The sequence below is a fragment of the Maribacter sp. Hel_I_7 genome (genome assembly GCF_000688315.1).
Classification (GTDB): Bacteria; Bacteroidota; Bacteroidia; order Flavobacteriales; family Flavobacteriaceae; genus Maribacter; species Maribacter stanieri.
The window spans coordinates 361,707-378,980 of sequence record NZ_JHZW01000003.1 but is presented as its reverse complement, the minus strand read 5'-3'; the positions used below and the strand labels follow the sequence as shown (position 1 = coordinate 378,980).

Annotated in this window: 13 protein-coding genes; 9 read left to right on the top strand and 4 right to left on the bottom strand. The window is 35.8% G+C overall.

The genetic code is table 11. The annotated features are described in order from the left end of the window. Window positions 1–12: 12 nt before the first annotated feature. The 5 genes from P178_RS0113305 (at window position 13) to P178_RS0113285 (ending at window position 6,459) form a co-directional block, all read left to right on the top strand. Window positions 13–1,464 (top strand): MFS transporter, encoded by a 1,452-nt coding sequence (locus P178_RS0113305; RefSeq protein WP_027066669.1) that lies wholly within the window; start codon window positions 13–15, stop codon window positions 1,462–1,464. Window positions 1,465–1,466: 2 nt separating this feature from the next. Continuing rightward, window positions 1,467–2,486, top strand: coding sequence for a glycoside hydrolase family 43 protein (locus P178_RS0113300; protein ID WP_027066668.1), 1,020 nt, complete (start codon window positions 1,467–1,469; stop codon window positions 2,484–2,486). 175 nt (window positions 2,487–2,661) lie between these two features. Beyond that, window positions 2,662–3,633: a succinylglutamate desuccinylase/aspartoacylase family protein gene (locus tag P178_RS0113295; protein ID WP_027066667.1), complete on the top strand. Its 972-nt coding sequence runs from the start codon at window positions 2,662–2,664 to the stop codon at window positions 3,631–3,633. A gap of 394 nt (window positions 3,634–4,027) precedes the next feature. Beyond that, entirely contained in the window at window positions 4,028–4,444 is a 417-nt protein-coding gene (locus P178_RS0113290; protein WP_027066666.1) for a Fur family transcriptional regulator, read from the top strand. Window positions 4,445–4,488: 44 nt separating this feature from the next. Further along, window positions 4,489–6,459, top strand: coding sequence for a heavy metal translocating P-type ATPase (locus P178_RS0113285; RefSeq protein ID WP_027066665.1), 1,971 nt, complete (start codon window positions 4,489–4,491; stop codon window positions 6,457–6,459). Between the two features lie 468 nt (window positions 6,460–6,927). Here P178_RS0113285 and P178_RS0113280 read toward each other — a convergent pair whose 3' ends face one another. The 4 genes from P178_RS0113280 to P178_RS0113265 form a co-directional block, all read right to left on the bottom strand. After that, complete coding sequence (locus P178_RS0113280) at window positions 6,928–9,123, bottom strand: PepSY domain-containing protein (RefSeq protein ID WP_027066664.1); 2,196 nt, start codon at window positions 9,121–9,123, stop codon at window positions 6,928–6,930. Between the two features lie 235 nt (window positions 9,124–9,358). After that, the gene (locus tag P178_RS0113275; protein ID WP_027066663.1) at window positions 9,359–9,844 is read right to left on the bottom strand and encodes a DUF2271 domain-containing protein; all 486 of its coding nucleotides are present in this window, start codon (window positions 9,842–9,844) and stop codon (window positions 9,359–9,361) included. Window positions 9,845–9,895: 51 nt separating this feature from the next. Next, complete coding sequence (locus P178_RS0113270) at window positions 9,896–11,398, bottom strand: ankyrin repeat domain-containing protein (RefSeq protein ID WP_027066662.1); 1,503 nt, start codon at window positions 11,396–11,398, stop codon at window positions 9,896–9,898. A gap of 4 nt (window positions 11,399–11,402) precedes the next feature. Next, entirely contained in the window at window positions 11,403–12,308 is a 906-nt protein-coding gene (locus tag P178_RS0113265) for a DUF6607 family protein (protein ID WP_027066661.1), read from the bottom strand. A 113-nt stretch (window positions 12,309–12,421) separates the two neighbouring features. On the opposite strand from P178_RS0113265, the gene P178_RS0113260 reads away from it, so the two are divergent. The 4 genes from P178_RS0113260 (at window position 12,422) to P178_RS0113245 (ending at window position 17,147) form a co-directional block, all read left to right on the top strand. After that, window positions 12,422–14,539, top strand: coding sequence for a TonB-dependent receptor plug domain-containing protein (locus P178_RS0113260; protein ID WP_027066660.1), 2,118 nt, complete (start codon window positions 12,422–12,424; stop codon window positions 14,537–14,539). 37 nt (window positions 14,540–14,576) lie between these two features. Next, window positions 14,577–15,203, top strand: a complete 627-nt coding sequence (locus P178_RS0113255; protein WP_027066659.1) for an HmuY family protein — start codon at window positions 14,577–14,579, stop codon at window positions 15,201–15,203. Window positions 15,204–15,446: 243 nt separating this feature from the next. Beyond that, window positions 15,447–16,154 (top strand): DUF3667 domain-containing protein, encoded by a 708-nt coding sequence (locus tag P178_RS0113250; RefSeq protein WP_027066658.1) that lies wholly within the window; start codon window positions 15,447–15,449, stop codon window positions 16,152–16,154. 237 nt (window positions 16,155–16,391) lie between these two features. Then, window positions 16,392–17,147, top strand: a complete 756-nt coding sequence (locus tag P178_RS0113245; protein WP_027066657.1) for a hypothetical protein — start codon at window positions 16,392–16,394, stop codon at window positions 17,145–17,147. The last annotated feature ends 127 nt before the right edge of the window (window positions 17,148–17,274 follow it).

Here is a 17,274-nt window from a genome sequence, read left to right as displayed (position 1 = left end):
AAATACCACAAAATGAACAACGATCATAAAATATCTCTTAAGGAGAAAATAGGGTATTCTTTAGGAGACTTATCCGCCAATTTGGTCTTCCAGACCTTAGTTACCTACCTAGCTTATTTCTATACCGATATTTACGGTCTAGAAACCAACGACGCCTCGTTAATAATATTTGTTGTCGGTATGGTCGCTGCATTTGCCTTTAACCCTATTGTAGGTGCCTTGGCAGACAGAACCAGAAGTAAGTGGGGTAAATTTAGACCTTGGATTTTGTTTACATCCATTCCTTTAGGTGTTGTCGCTCTATTAGCTTTCAGTACTCCCAATTTTGACTATTCTGGCAAAGTAGTCTATGCTGCGGTAACCTATACCCTACTCTTATTATTATATGCTGCCAACAACTTACCGTATGCTGCTTTAAGTGGTGTAATTACAGGTAGTATGAAAGAGCGTAATAGTATTTCATCATACCGTTTTGTGGCGGTAATGTTCGCTCAATTCTTTGTACAAGTATTCATGTTGCCTATCATTCAATATGCAGGAGGCGGAGACAAAGCGGTAGGTATTGAAATTGTAATGACCTATTTGGCAATTATAGGAACGATAATGCTGTTAATCACCTTTTTTACAACCAAAGAGAGAGTCATACCCACCATAGAACAAAAATCTAGCTTCAAAGAAGATTTAGGTGATTTGGTAAAGAACAAGCCTTGGATCATCATGTTGGTATTAACCACTTTGGTTTTTATCACATTAGCGATGAAAGGTGGTTCTTATGTTTACTATTTTGAAAACTATGTAGATGCTACAAGTTTGGCAGAATTTATAGGTCCTATTTTAAATGGACTTAACAGTATAGGAGTAGATTTCTTTGGTGACAACCCAATTTCTGCAGGTTTTGGTCTGTTCAATGCCGGTGGTATAATATTTATGATCGTTGGTATATCCTTATCCAAAGGCTTGGCGGATAAATATGGTAAACGAGATGTTTTTGGTGCAGCGCTATTTGTCTCTACTATTTTCATTGCAATTTTTTACTTTTTTGCGCCAACCTCTGTAGAGCTAATGTTCTTATCTCAAATTTTACACGGGTTCTTTTACGGTATCACCATCCCATTACTATGGGCAATGATTGCAGATGTAGCAGATTACTCTGAATGGAAAAATAACAGACGCGCAACGGCAATTATATTTTCTGCAATGATGATAGGTCTTAAATTGGGCTTAACCATTGGTAGCTCTTTAGTTACTTGGATATTAGGAATCTATGACTATATACCTAAGAAATTTGCAGCTACAGATGCGATCATACAACCAGAAAGCGCCATACAAGGAACAAAAATGCTGGTAAGCATATATCCTGCAGTTTCCTTTTTCGTAGCAATAGCTTTATTATTTCTCTATGAAATAAATAAAAAAATGGAAACTCAAATAGAACAAGATTTAATAACTAGAAGAAAAGCTTAAGTATGCCAGAAGATAGCATTGACCACATTGATTTTGATAAACTGAACGAAAAGGCAGTTTCACAACCTTTAGTTAGCCATATTTATACCGCAGATCCTTCTGCACATTATTTTGACGGAAAAATTTATATATATCCTTCTCATGATATAGAATCTAATATTCCTTTTGATGATTTAGGAAGTCATTTCGCTATGGAAGATTATCATGTTATTTCCGTAGATAGCGAAAATGGTGAAGCCACAGACCATGGTGTTGCACTTCATGTAAAAGATGTTGCATGGGCAGAAAAACAGATGTGGGCTCCAGATGCCGCGCATAAAAACGGAAAATACTACTTATACTTTCCTGCTAAAAAAGCAGATGGAATTTTCCAAATAGGTGTCGCTGTTTCCGATAGTCCTACAGGACCATTTACCCCAGAATCAGAAGCTATAAAAGGAAGTTATACCATTGACCCAGCAGTTTTTGAAGATGAAGACGGAAGCTATTACATGTACTTTGGAGGCATTTGGGGCGGACAGTTACAGAAATACCGTAACAATGTATATAACTCAAATAACGAACTCCCAAAGCCTAATGAGCCTGCGCTATTACCTATCGTCGCAAAGATGACCGATGATTTACTGGAATTTTCAGAAGAACCCAAAGAAATCAAGATTCTTGATGAGAATGGCGAACTTTTATTAGAGGGCGATAATGACCGTAGATTCTTTGAAGCATCATGGATGCACAAGTATAATGGCAAATATTATTTTTCATATTCCACAGGCGATACGCATTTTATTTGCTATGCTATTGGCGACAACCCATACGGACCTTTTACTTACGGTGGTAGAATTTTAGAACCAGTAGTAGGTTGGACATCACATCACTCTATTTGCCAAGTAGAAGATAAATTCTATTTATTCTATCATGATAGTAGTCTTTCTAAAGGCGTAACCCATTTACGATCTGTAAAAATGGTGGAATTAGAGCACCAAGCAGACGGACATATTAAAACTATTTCTCCTTATAGTTTATAATTCATAAACACATCAATTTTCTTTTTAACACGAATAACAGAGTCCTAATGATTCCGATATTCGTGTTTCTTTTTACAATAAAACTAGTAATTTATACACTAATTTCGCCCTTTGAGATATAACAAATTGGAACTATTTAAGTTATACAGAAAAAAATAAACTTACGCCAACAGAAATGTTCAATAAAAAATATACCGTTTTAGGGGAGACTATACAAAAAGGCAAAGGCGCCCAATTAAATTTAGACATTGCAAAGTTACACACCAGAACCAAAATTGAAGTTCCGGTGATTGTACAGCGTGGTAAAAAGGATGGTCCTACCCTATTAATTACTGGTGGTATTCACGGTAATGAAATCAACGGTGTCGAAATTGTTAGGCAAATAGTATCCAAAAAATTCAACCGTCCAGAATGTGGTATGGTTATCTGTATTCCTGTTGTAAACATATTCGGGTTCTTGAACCAGACTCGTCAATTTCCAGATGGTCGAGATTTAAACAGAGTTTTCCCTGGCAGCTTAAGAGGATCGTTAGCAAGCCGCTTTGCATATCATTTGGTAAAAGATATCGCTCCAGTTATAGATTACTGTATAGATTACCATACAGGTGGTGACAGCCGTTTTAACGCACCACAGATTAGAATTGATAGTGATGATGTTGACGGATTAGCGTTAGCAAAAATATTTGGTGCAGAATTCATTGTAAAATCTGCCGGAAGAGAAAAATCGTTTCGTGAAACGCTACATCAACTTGATAAAAAGGTACTGTTATACGAGGGCGGAAAATCACTTCATATTGATAGCGAAATAACCGATACCGGTATAGTTGGTGCGCTGAGAATGATGCATCATTTAGGCATGCGAAATTTCGAAGAAGAACTTTCTCATTATGCATTAAAAGAAACGGTTCCTAAATTGGTTCATGCCTCTAAATGGGTTCGAGCAAAACATTCGGGTATGTTTCACCCAACAATCAAAATCGGTCAAGCAGTAAAAAAAGGAGAAATAATCGGAAGTATTTCTGGTCCGTTCGGGTATTTTGAAAAGAAAATAAAAGCCAAAGAAACCGGATATGTAATTTGCATCAACGAATCACCAATTGTGAATCAAGGCGACGCTATTTTCCATATTGCATACGATGTGGAATAGACTTCAAAACCATTTTATTTTTCAATAATTAAAGGTCAAAACGTTAAAGATCACCTGCAATTAAAATCCGCTATCTTACTGACTGAAGGATCATTAACCTTTCATCAAAAACCCAAACTACCAACTCGAAAATTGCAGCAACCACAGATAAAACACCTACATTTTTTAGTTAAAAAAATATTTAATTCACCGATTTTCTAACCGAAACTCCTTATTCTCGAAAATTGAATCCTCATCACCTTATTATTCGAATTTTCAGCACTTTATAACAAAAAATTGACCTCTATTCAGTAGACTAAATTGCTTAATTTAAAGTTAAAGATCCTCTCAAGTTGAAATCTTCTAAAACATTGATTACATTAGTGTTAAAGGTATTTTTAAACTACTTTTTTGCATGACTGAAATAGAAAAAACATTAGATAACAAAAGTGTACGCCCTACTGCAATGCGCATACTTATCTATAAATTTATGGCAGGTAAAAAAACTGCCGTCGCGTTAACCGATATTGAAAATGCTTTTGAAAAAGCGGAACGCACAACATTATATCGCACACTAAAAACATTTGAAGAAAAAGGTATTGTACATCAAATTGATGATGGTACAAATATTTCAAAATTCGCATTGTGTCAACCTGGTTGCAATTGCGAAATTGATCAAGATTTACACCTACATTTTCACTGTAGTCAATGTGACAAAACGATTTGCTTGACCGAACATAAAATTCCGCATATTAATTTACCATCAGGATATATCGCTGAAGATGCCAATTTGGTTATTAAAGGTATTTGCGATTTGTGCAGTGAGCATTAAATGCACTTCTGTTGCACTATTCATTTTCAGACCTTGCAGGTATTATGAAAAAGAATAAATTAGATTTAAAATCCCTTACCGCTTCCAAAAGCACTTGTGAACACTGCCATGATGACGATGGGCACAATCACAACGAAGCTGGCGAAAATTTCACCATCAATACATACTTACCTGCAATTATCAGTTTTATAATGCTGATGATTGGTATGGCTCTAGACTATTTTAAGTCGTTTCCATTCTTTGATGGTTACATACGTTTAACTTGGTACATCATAGCATATATTCCTGTAGGTTTACCTGTTTTAAAAGAAGGTTGGGAAAGCTTAAGAAAAGGATACTTTTTTACGGAATTCTTTCTAATGGGTATTGCAACTATAGGCGCTTTCGGTATTGGAGAATATCCTGAAGGAGTTGCCGTAATGCTCTTTTACGGTGTTGGTGAATTGTTCCAAAGTGCTGCTGTTAAGCGTGCTAAGGGCAATATTAAAGCTTTACTTGATCTACGACCGGATCAAGCTTTGGTTTACCGTGATCATAGCTTTGTTGCCGTATCTCCAGAAGAAGTAGAAATTGGCGAAAAAATACAAGTTAGAGTAGGTGAAAAAGTCCCGCTAGATGGCGTATTACGCTCAGAAAAAGGTTCTTTCAATACTGCTGCATTGACAGGTGAAAGCAAGCCTGATTCCCTTAAAAAAGGAGAATCCGTATATGCTGGTAGTATAAATCTAGACGGAGTTATAGAAATTGAAACGACCAAGGCTTTTAAGGACAGTTCCATTGCACGTATTCTTGATATGGTACAGAATGCCACTGCACGAAAATCTAAAACGGAACTGTTCATAAGAAAATTTGCCAAGGTATATACTCCTATTGTCACTTACCTAGCTATTGCACTCACTTTTCTTCCATACTTTATTGTAGAAAATTATGTGTTTCAAGACTGGTTGTACCGTGCCTTAATATTCTTGGTGATTTCTTGTCCATGTGCCCTAGTAATTTCTATTCCCTTGGGTTATTTTGGCGGATTAGGAGCTGCTTCTAGAAATGGTATTTTATTTAAAGGAGCATCCTTTTTAGATACGATGACCAAGGTAAATACAGTGGTCATGGACAAAACAGGTACCGTAACTAAAGGTGTTTTTAAGATAAAGGATCTTGTTAAAGATCAGATCTTTACCGAAGATGAATTCATGAAGTACTTGATCGCCATTGAAACGCAATCTACACACCCAATTGCCAAAGCTATTTTGGAATATAAACCAGAAGGCGAAGCATATAAAGCAACAGATGTATCTGAAATTGCAGGTAAAGGATTGAAAGGTATCGTAAATAGCAAAGTTGTCTTAGTAGGTAACAAAGCCTTAATGACGGCGAATCAAATTGAGGTACCTAAGGAAACTGACACCATTGTTGAATCTATTGTTTTGGTCGCGATAGATGGAAAATTTGCAGGTTATGTCACCATTGCAGATGAATTGAAAGAAGATGCGCAACAAGCAATTCGAAATATACGTGCTGCCGGAGTCACAAAAATTATTATGCTATCTGGGGATAAAGATTCCATCACACAAGAGGTTGCAAAACAATTGGGCATTGATTGGGCAAAAGGAGGATTGTTACCTGAAGAAAAATTAGAAGAAGTTGAGAAACTAAAGAAACTGCCTAATATGAAGATAACATTTGTAGGTGATGGAATAAACGATGCACCCGTACTTGCCGCAAGTGATGTAGGTATTGCTATGGGCGGACTAGGAAGCGATGTAGCTATTGAAACAGCCGATGTTATTATACAGAACGACCAACCTTCTAAAATCGCCACAGCTATTAAAATAGGTAATTCTACACGTAGTATTGTGTGGCAAAATATTGCTTTGGCTTTTGGGGTGAAAGTAATTGTTCTGGCCTTAGGAGCAGGAGGCTTAGCTACTATGTGGGAAGCTGTTTTTGCAGATGTGGGCGTAGCGCTATTGGCAATTTTGAATGCAGTTAGATTGCAAAAAATGAATTGGGATTAAATCTCATTACGAACGTAGTGAAGTAATCTGTCTCCTATTAACCTAAAACTAACTTGGTGTAGAAATTAGGCAGATTGCTTCGTCGCGAAAAACTCCTCGCAAGGACGGTGTCGATACAAAACGTCATTACGAACGTAGTGAAGTAATCTTTTTATTGGTAGCCGAGAACTCACATGCTGCCACTATTCAACAGATTGCTTGGTCATAAAAAACTCCTCGCAAGGACGGTTTCGATACAAAACGTCATTACGAACGTAGTGAAGTAATCTGTTTATTGATAGTCAAGAACTCACATGCTGCCACTATTCAGCAGATTGCTTCGTCTTGAAAAACTCCTCGCAATGACGGTTTCGATACAAAACGTCATTACGAACGTAGTGAAGTAATCTGTTTATTGATAGCCAAGAACTCACATACTGCCACTATTCAACAGATTGCTTCGTCATGAAAAACTCCTCGCAAGGACGACTAATAACAATCTGTCTTCAGCTGGTCGCTTTTTTCGAAAGCCTCAAAAGTTGTGAGTTCATTGTCTTGGAGCATGTTTTCGAATACATCAAGAACATCATGTTGCATTGCCAACGAACCACAAATCATAATGGTGCCACCAGTGTTAATTGTTTGTAGCACCAAATCTTTTTGCTCTTTAATAACATCTTGAACATATTGCTTTTCGCCTTCTCTAGAGAACGTTGAAAATATCTTGATGTTTTTATGATTTAATGTGTTTTTTTCTAAAATAGAATTATAAACATCCATAGAGGCTTTTTTACGCCCTCCCCAGAACAAAGAGATATTCTGAGTTGTATTTTTTGAAATCATTCCTAAAAACGGAGCTATACCAGTACCATTTGAGATAAGAATTACATTTTTTTCATTTTTGAGTAAATGAAAATGTTCATTACTATCAATAGCAGCTCTTATAGTTTCACCAACTTTTAATCCGAAGAGAAAATTAGAACCTCTTCCTAATTCATGTTTTTTAACACTTAACAGAATATCGTCTTCAATTCTAGCAATTGAATACTGCCTTACCGTTTCATCTCCATTTGGGAATACAGCCAACAAATCTCCAGATGTAAATTCAATATTAGTTTTTGGTTGTAACCTCAGCAAAAAAGTATCATCAATATTTAGCTCCGTTCGTTCTAAAACTTCAAAATCTACTTTCTTATATTTCTTTTTATTAACTACAGGACGCTCTATTGGAATATTAAATCCTACTTGATTACCAAATTGAATCATCCAAAGTTCAAAAGACTCAAAATCTGCTTTATTAATTTTAAATAAGGGCAATTGTCTATTAAAATCTAAAGCACCGGCAATTTGCTTATCAATATCAATTGCAAATTTGCAGTAATCCGGATAATCTAAAGAGCCAAAACCGATTACTGAAAAATCAATCGTATTCGGTTGTTTAATAGTGGAAAATATTGCTGGAAATTTACGGGCATTCGTTGGTGGTTCTCCTTCACCGTAAGTAGAAGTAAATACGATAATATTCGTCGCCTTAGCGTACGTGGTGTATGTATTAAGTTCCGTCAAATAAACGTTCTTTCCAACTTTTGTCAATCCGTTATACAATCGTTGCCCAAAGTCAAACGCAGTACCACTCTCCGACCCTACCAATATGACAAACTCACATTCATCCTTATTTGGCATTGTAGCAATTCGCTTACCTTTCTTTCTACGCTTTAGGGTCATTACAAAACCGGAATACATAAAAAATAATATAGACGCACTAGCAAGCAATAGAATGATAGACCAAAGTACACTGCCCTCACCAGTATGTAGCACTAAACTTAATCTCGAAGCTAAAGTCACAAAGGGATAGTCACCACTACTAACAATTTCACCTGTTTGCTGATTTACCTGAACCTCCTTATTCTGTAAGGCAATGAGGTAATATTCCTCTGGGTCATCGGAAAACGGAAATTCTACCTGACGAATTTCAGCTAAGGTTGTTTCCTTAAAAAAAGGAATATCACCAATGGTTTCATAAACCTCAGCGTTATCATTAATAACAGATTGTTGTTGCGTTACAACGGTATTAGGTAACAAGTTGAATTTCTCTGCAGATAAATAAACTCCCGTAAGTGCTAGGATTAAAATTGGAATAAAGAACCATTTACTTAAAACGACATGGTATCGCATTTCAAAGTAATCTTTCTGAACTTTTGAAAAAAGCTTTAGAAATCCGCCTTGTCTTTTCGCTAACAAAATTAAGCCTGTAACAGCTATAATGAATAAGAGTAATGAAATTAGACCTACAAAGAACCTACCTATACTTTTAAGAAAAAGAGATCGGTGTAAGTTGGTGGCGAATGTATAAATATAAGGTCGTTCTTCTACCTTGCCCAATTGCTCACCCGTTGCAGGATTCACGTACACATCTAAAGTCTCCATGTCCATGGTTAGCACAGAAGCTTTAACAAACCCAGATGATTCTACTTCCAACCCTAACACCTCATCATAAGAATTCTTTAGGGCATCTATGGTCGTTGCCAAGGAGACTTCTTCTAGATTTTCTACGGCATAGCCCTTAGCTTGGTGCGAAATTGGTTCTACGGCTAAAATGATGCCGGTAACAGAAGCAACTATCAAGAATAGCGAAGAAACTAAGGCAAGCGTAAGATGACTATAGCGCCAAATAGAAATCGTCATAAGTAGTACTGTAATTTTGTATTGCTATATACTTTAAAAAATTCCAGAACATCATAAAATGACATTCTGGAAATAACACTCTGATTGTAAAATAAACGTATTAACTAAAAATGTCATTACGAATACAATGAAGTAATCTACTTCTTGGTAACCAAAAAAACCACAAGCTACCTAAATTAAGAAGATTGCTTCGTCGCGAAAAGCTTCTCGCAAAGACGTCTTCTAGGACAATTTATTACTGAGGAAGCATGCGGACGTAACGAATGAATCCTTTGCCCTCTACTTTTGCTTTTAAATTCTCTGTAGTCAAAGCAAATTGAATATCATCTGCATAGTACCCTTGATCCTCAACTGAGGTTTCAAAACGTAGGTTATAACCTTTGTCGATTTTATCATTTGGGATTTGTAATACGGACAAAGCACGCTCGCCACCACTTATGGTTTCACCAGAAATAGCATCAATATTAGGGCGATTTTTACCATAGAATTTCCACCACTCTGTAATTTCACTATACCACTCACTGTCTTTACCTTGAACATATAAGGTTTCTACATATTCATTATCGGCATCAACTATGGATACAATAAGGTAGGCACCTTCACCAGAATAATTAGTTAATTGAATAAGACATTTTACCGCAGTTTTTTCTACGGGAGTAAATGCTGTTAGTAACACACCGATCAATACAATTGCCGGTATAAATTTTAATGTTCTTTTCATCTGTAATCTATTTTCTTACCAGATCATATTAAATGAACCAGGCAGGTTTCTTTATTGCTTTAAAAAATTTAATGACGTGTTTTCTTTCTGTAACAATTCGTTTTCACTTGCTAAATCGTACACGGTTTCTTCAAAATCGGTTTTACTCTTTGCATCTGCACCGTTAGCTATTAAAAACTTAAGCATCTTATCATTCTCTGCTTTCATTGCCGCTAAATGTAAAGCTGTTAAGCCCTCATCATTCTTAGCATTTACATCGATATCAAAAGTAGAAAGTCTTTTCAACAATTCTAAATCGTTCTTTCTAGCAGCGATATGGTACAGCGTATTTCCTTCTGATTGAACGGTATTGAATTTTAATCCCTTTGTTTTCAATACAGCAAGCTTAGCATCAAAAGCATCTGCATTTCTTTTACTGAAAGATTCTGCTAAGAAATAAGCAACTGTATTCCCCTTAGAATCTTGCGCATTAATGTCCGCGCCTTTTTCCAATAAAAACTCAACTACATCTACACTGTTATCATGGGCAGCAAGCATTAAAGCTGTTTCACCATCAGTATTAGCTGTATTGATATCCTTTACATCTTTAGATAATAATTGCACCATGGCAAGTTCATTTCTAGTAGCAGCATTTAAGAATGGCGTATTACCCTTTTCATCTGCCTGATTAACATCTGCGCCTGCATTCAAAAAAAGTTCAAATATGGCAGCATCTTTATTACTGAATGCTAAACGGTGTAATGGAGTACTTCCATTTTTCTCAACAATATTAGGTTCCAAACCTAGACCTTTTAAGTATGTATAGACCGGTAACCCATTACTGAATCCACGACCACCTTGTGATGCAAACATAAATGCATTACCTCCATTATTGTTCAGTGTTTTATAGTCCACCCCTTTCTCAACAAGTAATTTTAGAAAATCTATATTACCTTTTTTAGAAGCATAATTGAAAATTCCGTTACCATCATTGTCTTTACTATCTAAAGCCAAACCTTTGCCAGTAAAGAAATTTAATTCTTTTTCACTCTTTAATGAAGGTGCGGCCATTAGTAATAAATTGGCACCGTGGTCATTTTTCTCTTCAGCCAAATTCACGCCTTTTTTCTCAAAAGCAGAATAGATTGCAGGATTTGTAAGTCCGGCATTTGCTCCAAAAGCAAGAGGTGTAAAACGGTGGCTATCTAATGCGGTTACCGAAGCACCGTTATCTAATAAATACTGAACCAATTCGGCATCACCAGAATAACTTGCCCAGTGTAAATAAATACGGCTGTCATGGGTTTTCTTATCTACACCATTACCCTCTAAAGAAAGCAAGTATTTTATCACTTCGGTATCTGCCTTCGTGGTAATTGCCAATGCAGTAGCATCAAAAGCATTATCGTCAAACGAAGTAGGATCGTTTCCTTCTGCAATCTTTTGTTTTACGGCCGCAACATCTGGATTGCTTTTCCAAAATTTGCGATTTAATAATTCATTCTTTTGTTGTGCAATACCTGTGAAGCTTACAAACAACAGTGCGGTTAAGGCTATTAGTTTTACAGTTTTCATATTCTTATTTCTTTACAAATGATTCTATTACTTCTTCAATTTCCCCTTCTTGATCATAAGAATCATCAAAAAGGTATTTATACAATACTTTATTATCAACCTTCTCTTCTAAAGAAAGATCAGTGTTACGCCCGTATACATTATCCCATTTACTTCGTACAATTGCCCATTTATCAGTGTGTTCTTTCCACCAATTAGCAGCAGCCGCACATTTGCTATTATCAACCTTTACATAGGTATTATATCCTTTTTCCTTAGCAACGATAACATCTGGCTTACCATCTTCACGTATTACTTTGGTATTATCTTGATCATGCAACCAACCATAATCAGTAATCTCTTGTCTATTTCCACGAACGGTTAAATTATAATCGCTTCTTGTAGTATACTCACGTCTAGGCAACGGAGCATCGGCAGTATTCTCCCAATAGCTCTTACCATCTACATGAACCCAAGTAGAAGAACCTTCATATCTAGGACTGTCATCTACTTGATATACTTTTTGTGTCCACTGCCCTTTCACCTCATTTGCTGGCAATTTGGCAAATGTCCAACTGTTATTGGCATTGTAAGAGTATAGATCCGTGTTTTCAAATAACCAATCTTGCCTCCAGTGTTTAACTATATGTGGCTCTGCTGGGTTACCTACTTGTAATAAATGCTGAATAGAAATTTTATCATTCTCATCTGTTACCAATTCTGCCCATTCTAGACCTTTGTCTACTTTGGTTTTAGACGGTTTATACAAAGAATCTGAACTATAATTAAACGTCTCTGCAAAATTGAAGGTTACTTCATAACAACCACACATGCTTTTTATAGCCTCGCGGTCTTTTTTCTTTTTATCCTTTTGAGAAAAAGCACTCATTGAAACCAGTAGTGCCATTACTATAGTGATCGGTGTTCTCATTACTTGATGATTTAATTTTTAGGTTCGAGGCCAAAAATAACTATTTTTATTTATTCTAAATAAGAATTGTTTATATATTTGCTCCGTATTAAGAATAATTCTAAATAAGAATAATGCGATTTCAACTTACCACATGCTTACTATTTATAGGATCTTACTTTGCCATAGCACAGACCCGAGTTGAAAATCCGACTGATTCTATCCTTGCCCAGCAACTAGATGAAGTAATTATAACCGCAACAAGAACAGAACGCCAATTATCATCATTACCCCTACCAGTAACCTTAGTGGGTAAAAAACAAATTATAAAATCCGGTAGCATCCGTTTAAACGAAATATTGAATGAGCAGACCGGTATAATAACCGTAGCCGATGAAAGCGGGTTTCAAGGTGTACAGATTCAAGGTATCGCATCAGACTATATTCTTATTTTAATAGATGGTGTTCCCCTAGTTGGTAGAAGTGCCGGTAATTTTGATTTAAGTAGGCTTACCGTGGGCAACATCAAACAGATAGAAGTAGTAAAAGGTCCGTCTAGCAGTTTATATGGATCTGAAGCTTTAGGCGGAGTCATCAATATAATTACGGAAAAGCCAAAAACAGAAGCGTTGACCGGTAATGCATCTTACAGAATTGGAAGCTTTTCTCAGCAAGACATTAACCTAGATGTAAAACAAGCATTTAACAAATTTCGTTATGGGTTCTTTGCCAATAGGTTCTCTAGCAATGGGTATGATCTTAATGAAGATGTTGAAGGCAATACGGTAAATCCGTTTACGAACTACACCTTAAACGGGCGATTGTATTATGATTTTAATGACAATTTATCGCTGTTTGCCTCTGGGCGTTTTTATGATCAAAACCAAGATGCCGGTTTTACATTGGATAGCATTCAATACCAAGGCGATACTAAAGAACGAGAATGGAACGCGCATACCAGATTAGACCATAAATGGACCCCAAATCTTACCATGGCCTACGAGCTTTACTATACTAATTACATTGCTACAGAATTATTGGCGGATCCTATCTCTACAGCTATTTTAAGTGATAGTGATTTCAACCAGAAATTATTTAGACCAGAAGTTCGTGGTAGTTATACATTTTCATCTGAAAACAATACAGAGACAACGGGATTCCAAAATGGAACTTTAACTGCTGGTATTGGTCTTCAATTAGATGAATTGGATAGAACTTACTTTGATAAAACCGTAAACTTCAACTCCCAGTATGCCTACGCGCAATACGATTTTGACCCAATAGAAAACTTAAATGTTATTGCAGGCGCCCGGTTTGATAATCACTCTGAATACAACAATCAATTTAGTCCCAAACTGGCACTACGCTATCAATTAAACGACAACCTATCAATTAAAGGGTCTATAGGTTACGGTTTTAAAGCACCAGATTTTAGACAGCTGTATTTTGATTTTACAAACTCCGCCGTTGGTTATACGGTTTTAGGGTATAACGTAGCATTAGATAAACTGAAAGAACTAGAAGAGCAAGATCAAATTCTTAATGTGGTTGTGACCGAAGATGACCTAAGTAAACCCTTAGAAGCAGAAAGCTCTATTGGATATAACCTAGGCTTCAATCTAAAACACGGTCGTGGAAATACAGAAGTCAATTTCTTTAGAAACGATTTTAAAAACTTAATAGACACCCGCATTATTGCTAGAAAAACAAACGGACAAAATGTGTTTAGCTATGTCAATTTTGATGAAATATACACCACGGGTTTCGAAATTAATTCTGCCTACAAACTAACTAATGACCTAAACATAAGTGCTGGCTATCAATTATTGTATGCTTTTGACAAGCAGAAGAAACAAGATATAAAAGACAACCAAGTATTTGTACGCGACCCTAATAATGGGCAGACCATTGCCTTATCACAGACCGATTATTTTGGTTTGGTAAATAGATCTCGCCACAATGCCAATTTTAAGATCTACTATGATATACCCGCTGCACAAACAAATCTAAACATTCGCCTACTGTACCGAAGTAAGTATGCGCAGTTTGATACCAATGGCAACGGACTCATAGATAATTACGATAGCAGTTTTATAGATGGCTTTGTTACCGTAAATGCAGCAGCCAGTAAAACATTCTACAACAACTTTACACTACAGGTAGGTGCCAATAATCTTTTGGACTATACCGATAACAATATCCCGACGATGCCGGGAATTCAAGGATACCTAAAATTAAATTATCAATTCTAACCCACCTGACAATGAGCAGGTTTAAATTACAATTACCATGACGAAGAACATTTTAGCAGTAGCATTTTTAGCAGTGGCATTCGCCTCTTGCAGTAACGACGATGACAACACCCCAGCAGAACCGATACAAACGGAAACTGTTAGCAACCTATATGCACCACAAACAGGTGGACAAGGAGAAGCTGTTGGTGGGGAGTTTGCAAAATTTGATTTTGAAACTGGCGCAATTACCACTAGCGATACAGATTGGGATATAGCCTTTAGAGGAACAACCATAGCCATAAACGGCGGCGCAGAAACCGGTACAGCAGATGAACCTGTACGCAACGGAGATGCAGGTGTAGCCATAGTAACAGGTACATTGGCAAGCGTAACTACAGCTGACGGACTATCTTTTAACCAAGATGCCGATGCTGCATTTGCCATACCTACAGGTAGTGACAATGGATGGTACAATTACGCCGGACCACCATCACACGTTATTACACCAATACCAGGTAAAATATTTGTAATTAGAACAACAGAAGGTAATTATGCCAAAGTAGAGATTATTAGCTACTATGAAAACGCCCCTGCCGAACCAGATGCGTTTGCAGATGCAACACCTTACTTCACCTTTAATTATGTATATAACCCTAATATAGGGGAAACTTCTTTTGAGTAGTTTGTTTTAATTTAAGTTGTTTATAAAAGCTCGTCTGTAAAGACGGGCTTTTTTTTGTTTTGTGAATACACATATTAATACAGTTTAAAACTAGTAGGAGTTTTCTTCAAATGTAATTTGGTATATTGCTGATATAAAAGATATATATAACATATGTTATATATATCTCATATTGGCAGGATATATAACATATGTTATATATTTAATTGTTAGCTGTAATTATAATCAACCTAAAGAACACTCTTGAATATTTGTAAAAAATGTCAAACGGAATTTAACGGGGATTTTTGCTCAAATTGCGGTTTCCCTTTTAAACTCAAACCTATAAATGGAAAATATATTTTTGATGAAACTAGGAGTGTATTTAATTTAGAAAAAGGGATTTTATTTACGGTTAAAAATTTATTCATAAGACCCGGACCGACAGTAAGAGAGTTCATAAATGAAGACAGGACCAAACTCGTTAAACCAATTTTGTTTTTAATATTATGTACTTTGGTTTTCACTTTAGCTCAACAATTTTTGGACTTTAAAAGTGAGTTTACAAATTTTCAAGGAGACTCAATCTTTAAAAAAATATTTGATTGGCTATCCAAAAATTATGGGTATTCAAATATTATAATGGCAGTTCCGATTGCTATATGGACAAAGATATTCTTCAGAAAACAAGACTACAATTACTATCAAATTTTCACTATTCTTTCTTATTACATTGGTGTTTCGGTACTAATTCAAACCATTTTTGGAATTGTTAATGGAATTACTCATCTTAAAGTTGTCCAAATTGGATTTATAATTGGGTCAATCTATGTTGCTTGGGCAATTGGACAGTTTTTTGAACGTCCGAAAAGATGGAATTACCTTAAAGGATTTTTAAGTTATTTCCTAGGTGCAATTACATTTGTGTTTTTGGTAATTTCGATTGGACATATTGCTATGAAAATATCGTAAAAACAACTACAGCTAACAATACCTATAGCAAATAGGGCATAAAGTACTATATTTAATGGCTTGGGCGTGTTTACTAAGTCCGCCAAATCTTTTGGATTTGGCATTTAAAATGAAAAAGATAAATACTAAACAAAAAGCTCTGGCTCGCAGACCAGACGGAAACGAAAAGTTTCCTTGCCTGCCCTACTTGCCATAGCCGAAACGTTGTGCAACATACCCAAAAAAATGAACTAACATTTGAAAGAATCGCTGAAAAACATATTTGACTTCTTAATCGAGAATCGAATTTACAATAAAGAACTACAAACCAGATATTATTCTGGAATTGTAAAACCTCAGAATAATAAAGCGGAAAAAATTGTATCATTATTGTATCGCACGGCAAATACGCAAAGTCAACCGAAAATTGACAATCTCGCAGAATTTTACAAAAAAATATACGAGAATATTGAATTACTAAATTCGTTTTCAGGATTTATGTCTGTAATAAGCTCAAACGGAATTGAAACGAATAGTTATAGCGGACTTTATAATGGAATGAAAAACCAAAATGGTTGGGGAGAAAAGACTTCTGCTCTATTTGTAAAATCAATTTTTCATTTGCATAATAATGAATATCCAAGTGAATTGAAAATATGGAATGATGCGCCAACCGATTTGAAGAATAACGACTGTTTTTATTTACCTGTTGATGCGGTAATTATTGCAATCTTCAAATACATCCAACCGAAAAATTGGAACTTTAAAAATGTAAACAAAATCATAGGAGAAAATTATAGCGGAAAAGATATTGAGGTTTGGGACGATTTATGGTTTTGGGGGTTTATATCTCAAATCGGAACTGGAGACGAAAGAAAAATGGGTTGGAACCTAAATAAATATTGGACTTTAAGAGAAAGTGATAAAAGCAAAAAAAAGATTATGGAAATTCAGACCAAAGCTGAGCAATTCCTGAACATATTGCGTGACAATACGTTGCACAACAATGTATAAAAAACATAGGGCTTTTGTGGCAACTCCGAAGTTCTGTGTTTATTTATAAAGTCGCAAAATCTTATGGATTTAGCTTTAGAATAAAAAAAATAAATCAAAACAATAAGCTTTAGCTTCGTGCTAAGAC

Excerpts from the sequence above, each read along its gene's own strand:
- P178_RS0113305 (WP_027066669.1), top strand. The coding sequence starts at position 13 with ATGAACAACGATCATAAAATATCTCTTAAGGAGAAAATAGGGTATTCT.
- P178_RS0113300 (WP_027066668.1), top strand. The coding sequence starts at position 1,467 with ATGCCAGAAGATAGCATTGACCACATTGATTTTGATAAACTGAACGAA.
- P178_RS0113295 (WP_027066667.1), top strand. The coding sequence starts at position 2,662 with ATGTTCAATAAAAAATATACCGTTTTAGGGGAGACTATACAAAAAGGC.
- P178_RS0113290 (WP_027066666.1), top strand. The coding sequence starts at position 4,028 with ATGACTGAAATAGAAAAAACATTAGATAACAAAAGTGTACGCCCTACT.
- P178_RS0113285 (WP_027066665.1), top strand. The coding sequence starts at position 4,489 with ATGAAAAAGAATAAATTAGATTTAAAATCCCTTACCGCTTCCAAAAGC.
- P178_RS0113280 (WP_027066664.1), bottom strand. The coding sequence starts at position 9,123 with ATGACGATTTCTATTTGGCGCTATAGTCATCTTACGCTTGCCTTAGTT.
- P178_RS0113275 (WP_027066663.1), bottom strand. The coding sequence starts at position 9,844 with ATGAAAAGAACATTAAAATTTATACCGGCAATTGTATTGATCGGTGTG.
- P178_RS0113270 (WP_027066662.1), bottom strand. The coding sequence starts at position 11,398 with ATGAAAACTGTAAAACTAATAGCCTTAACCGCACTGTTGTTTGTAAGC.
- P178_RS0113265 (WP_027066661.1), bottom strand. The coding sequence starts at position 12,308 with ATGAGAACACCGATCACTATAGTAATGGCACTACTGGTTTCAATGAGT.
- P178_RS0113260 (WP_027066660.1), top strand. The coding sequence starts at position 12,422 with ATGCGATTTCAACTTACCACATGCTTACTATTTATAGGATCTTACTTT.
- P178_RS0113255 (WP_027066659.1), top strand. The coding sequence starts at position 14,577 with ATGACGAAGAACATTTTAGCAGTAGCATTTTTAGCAGTGGCATTCGCC.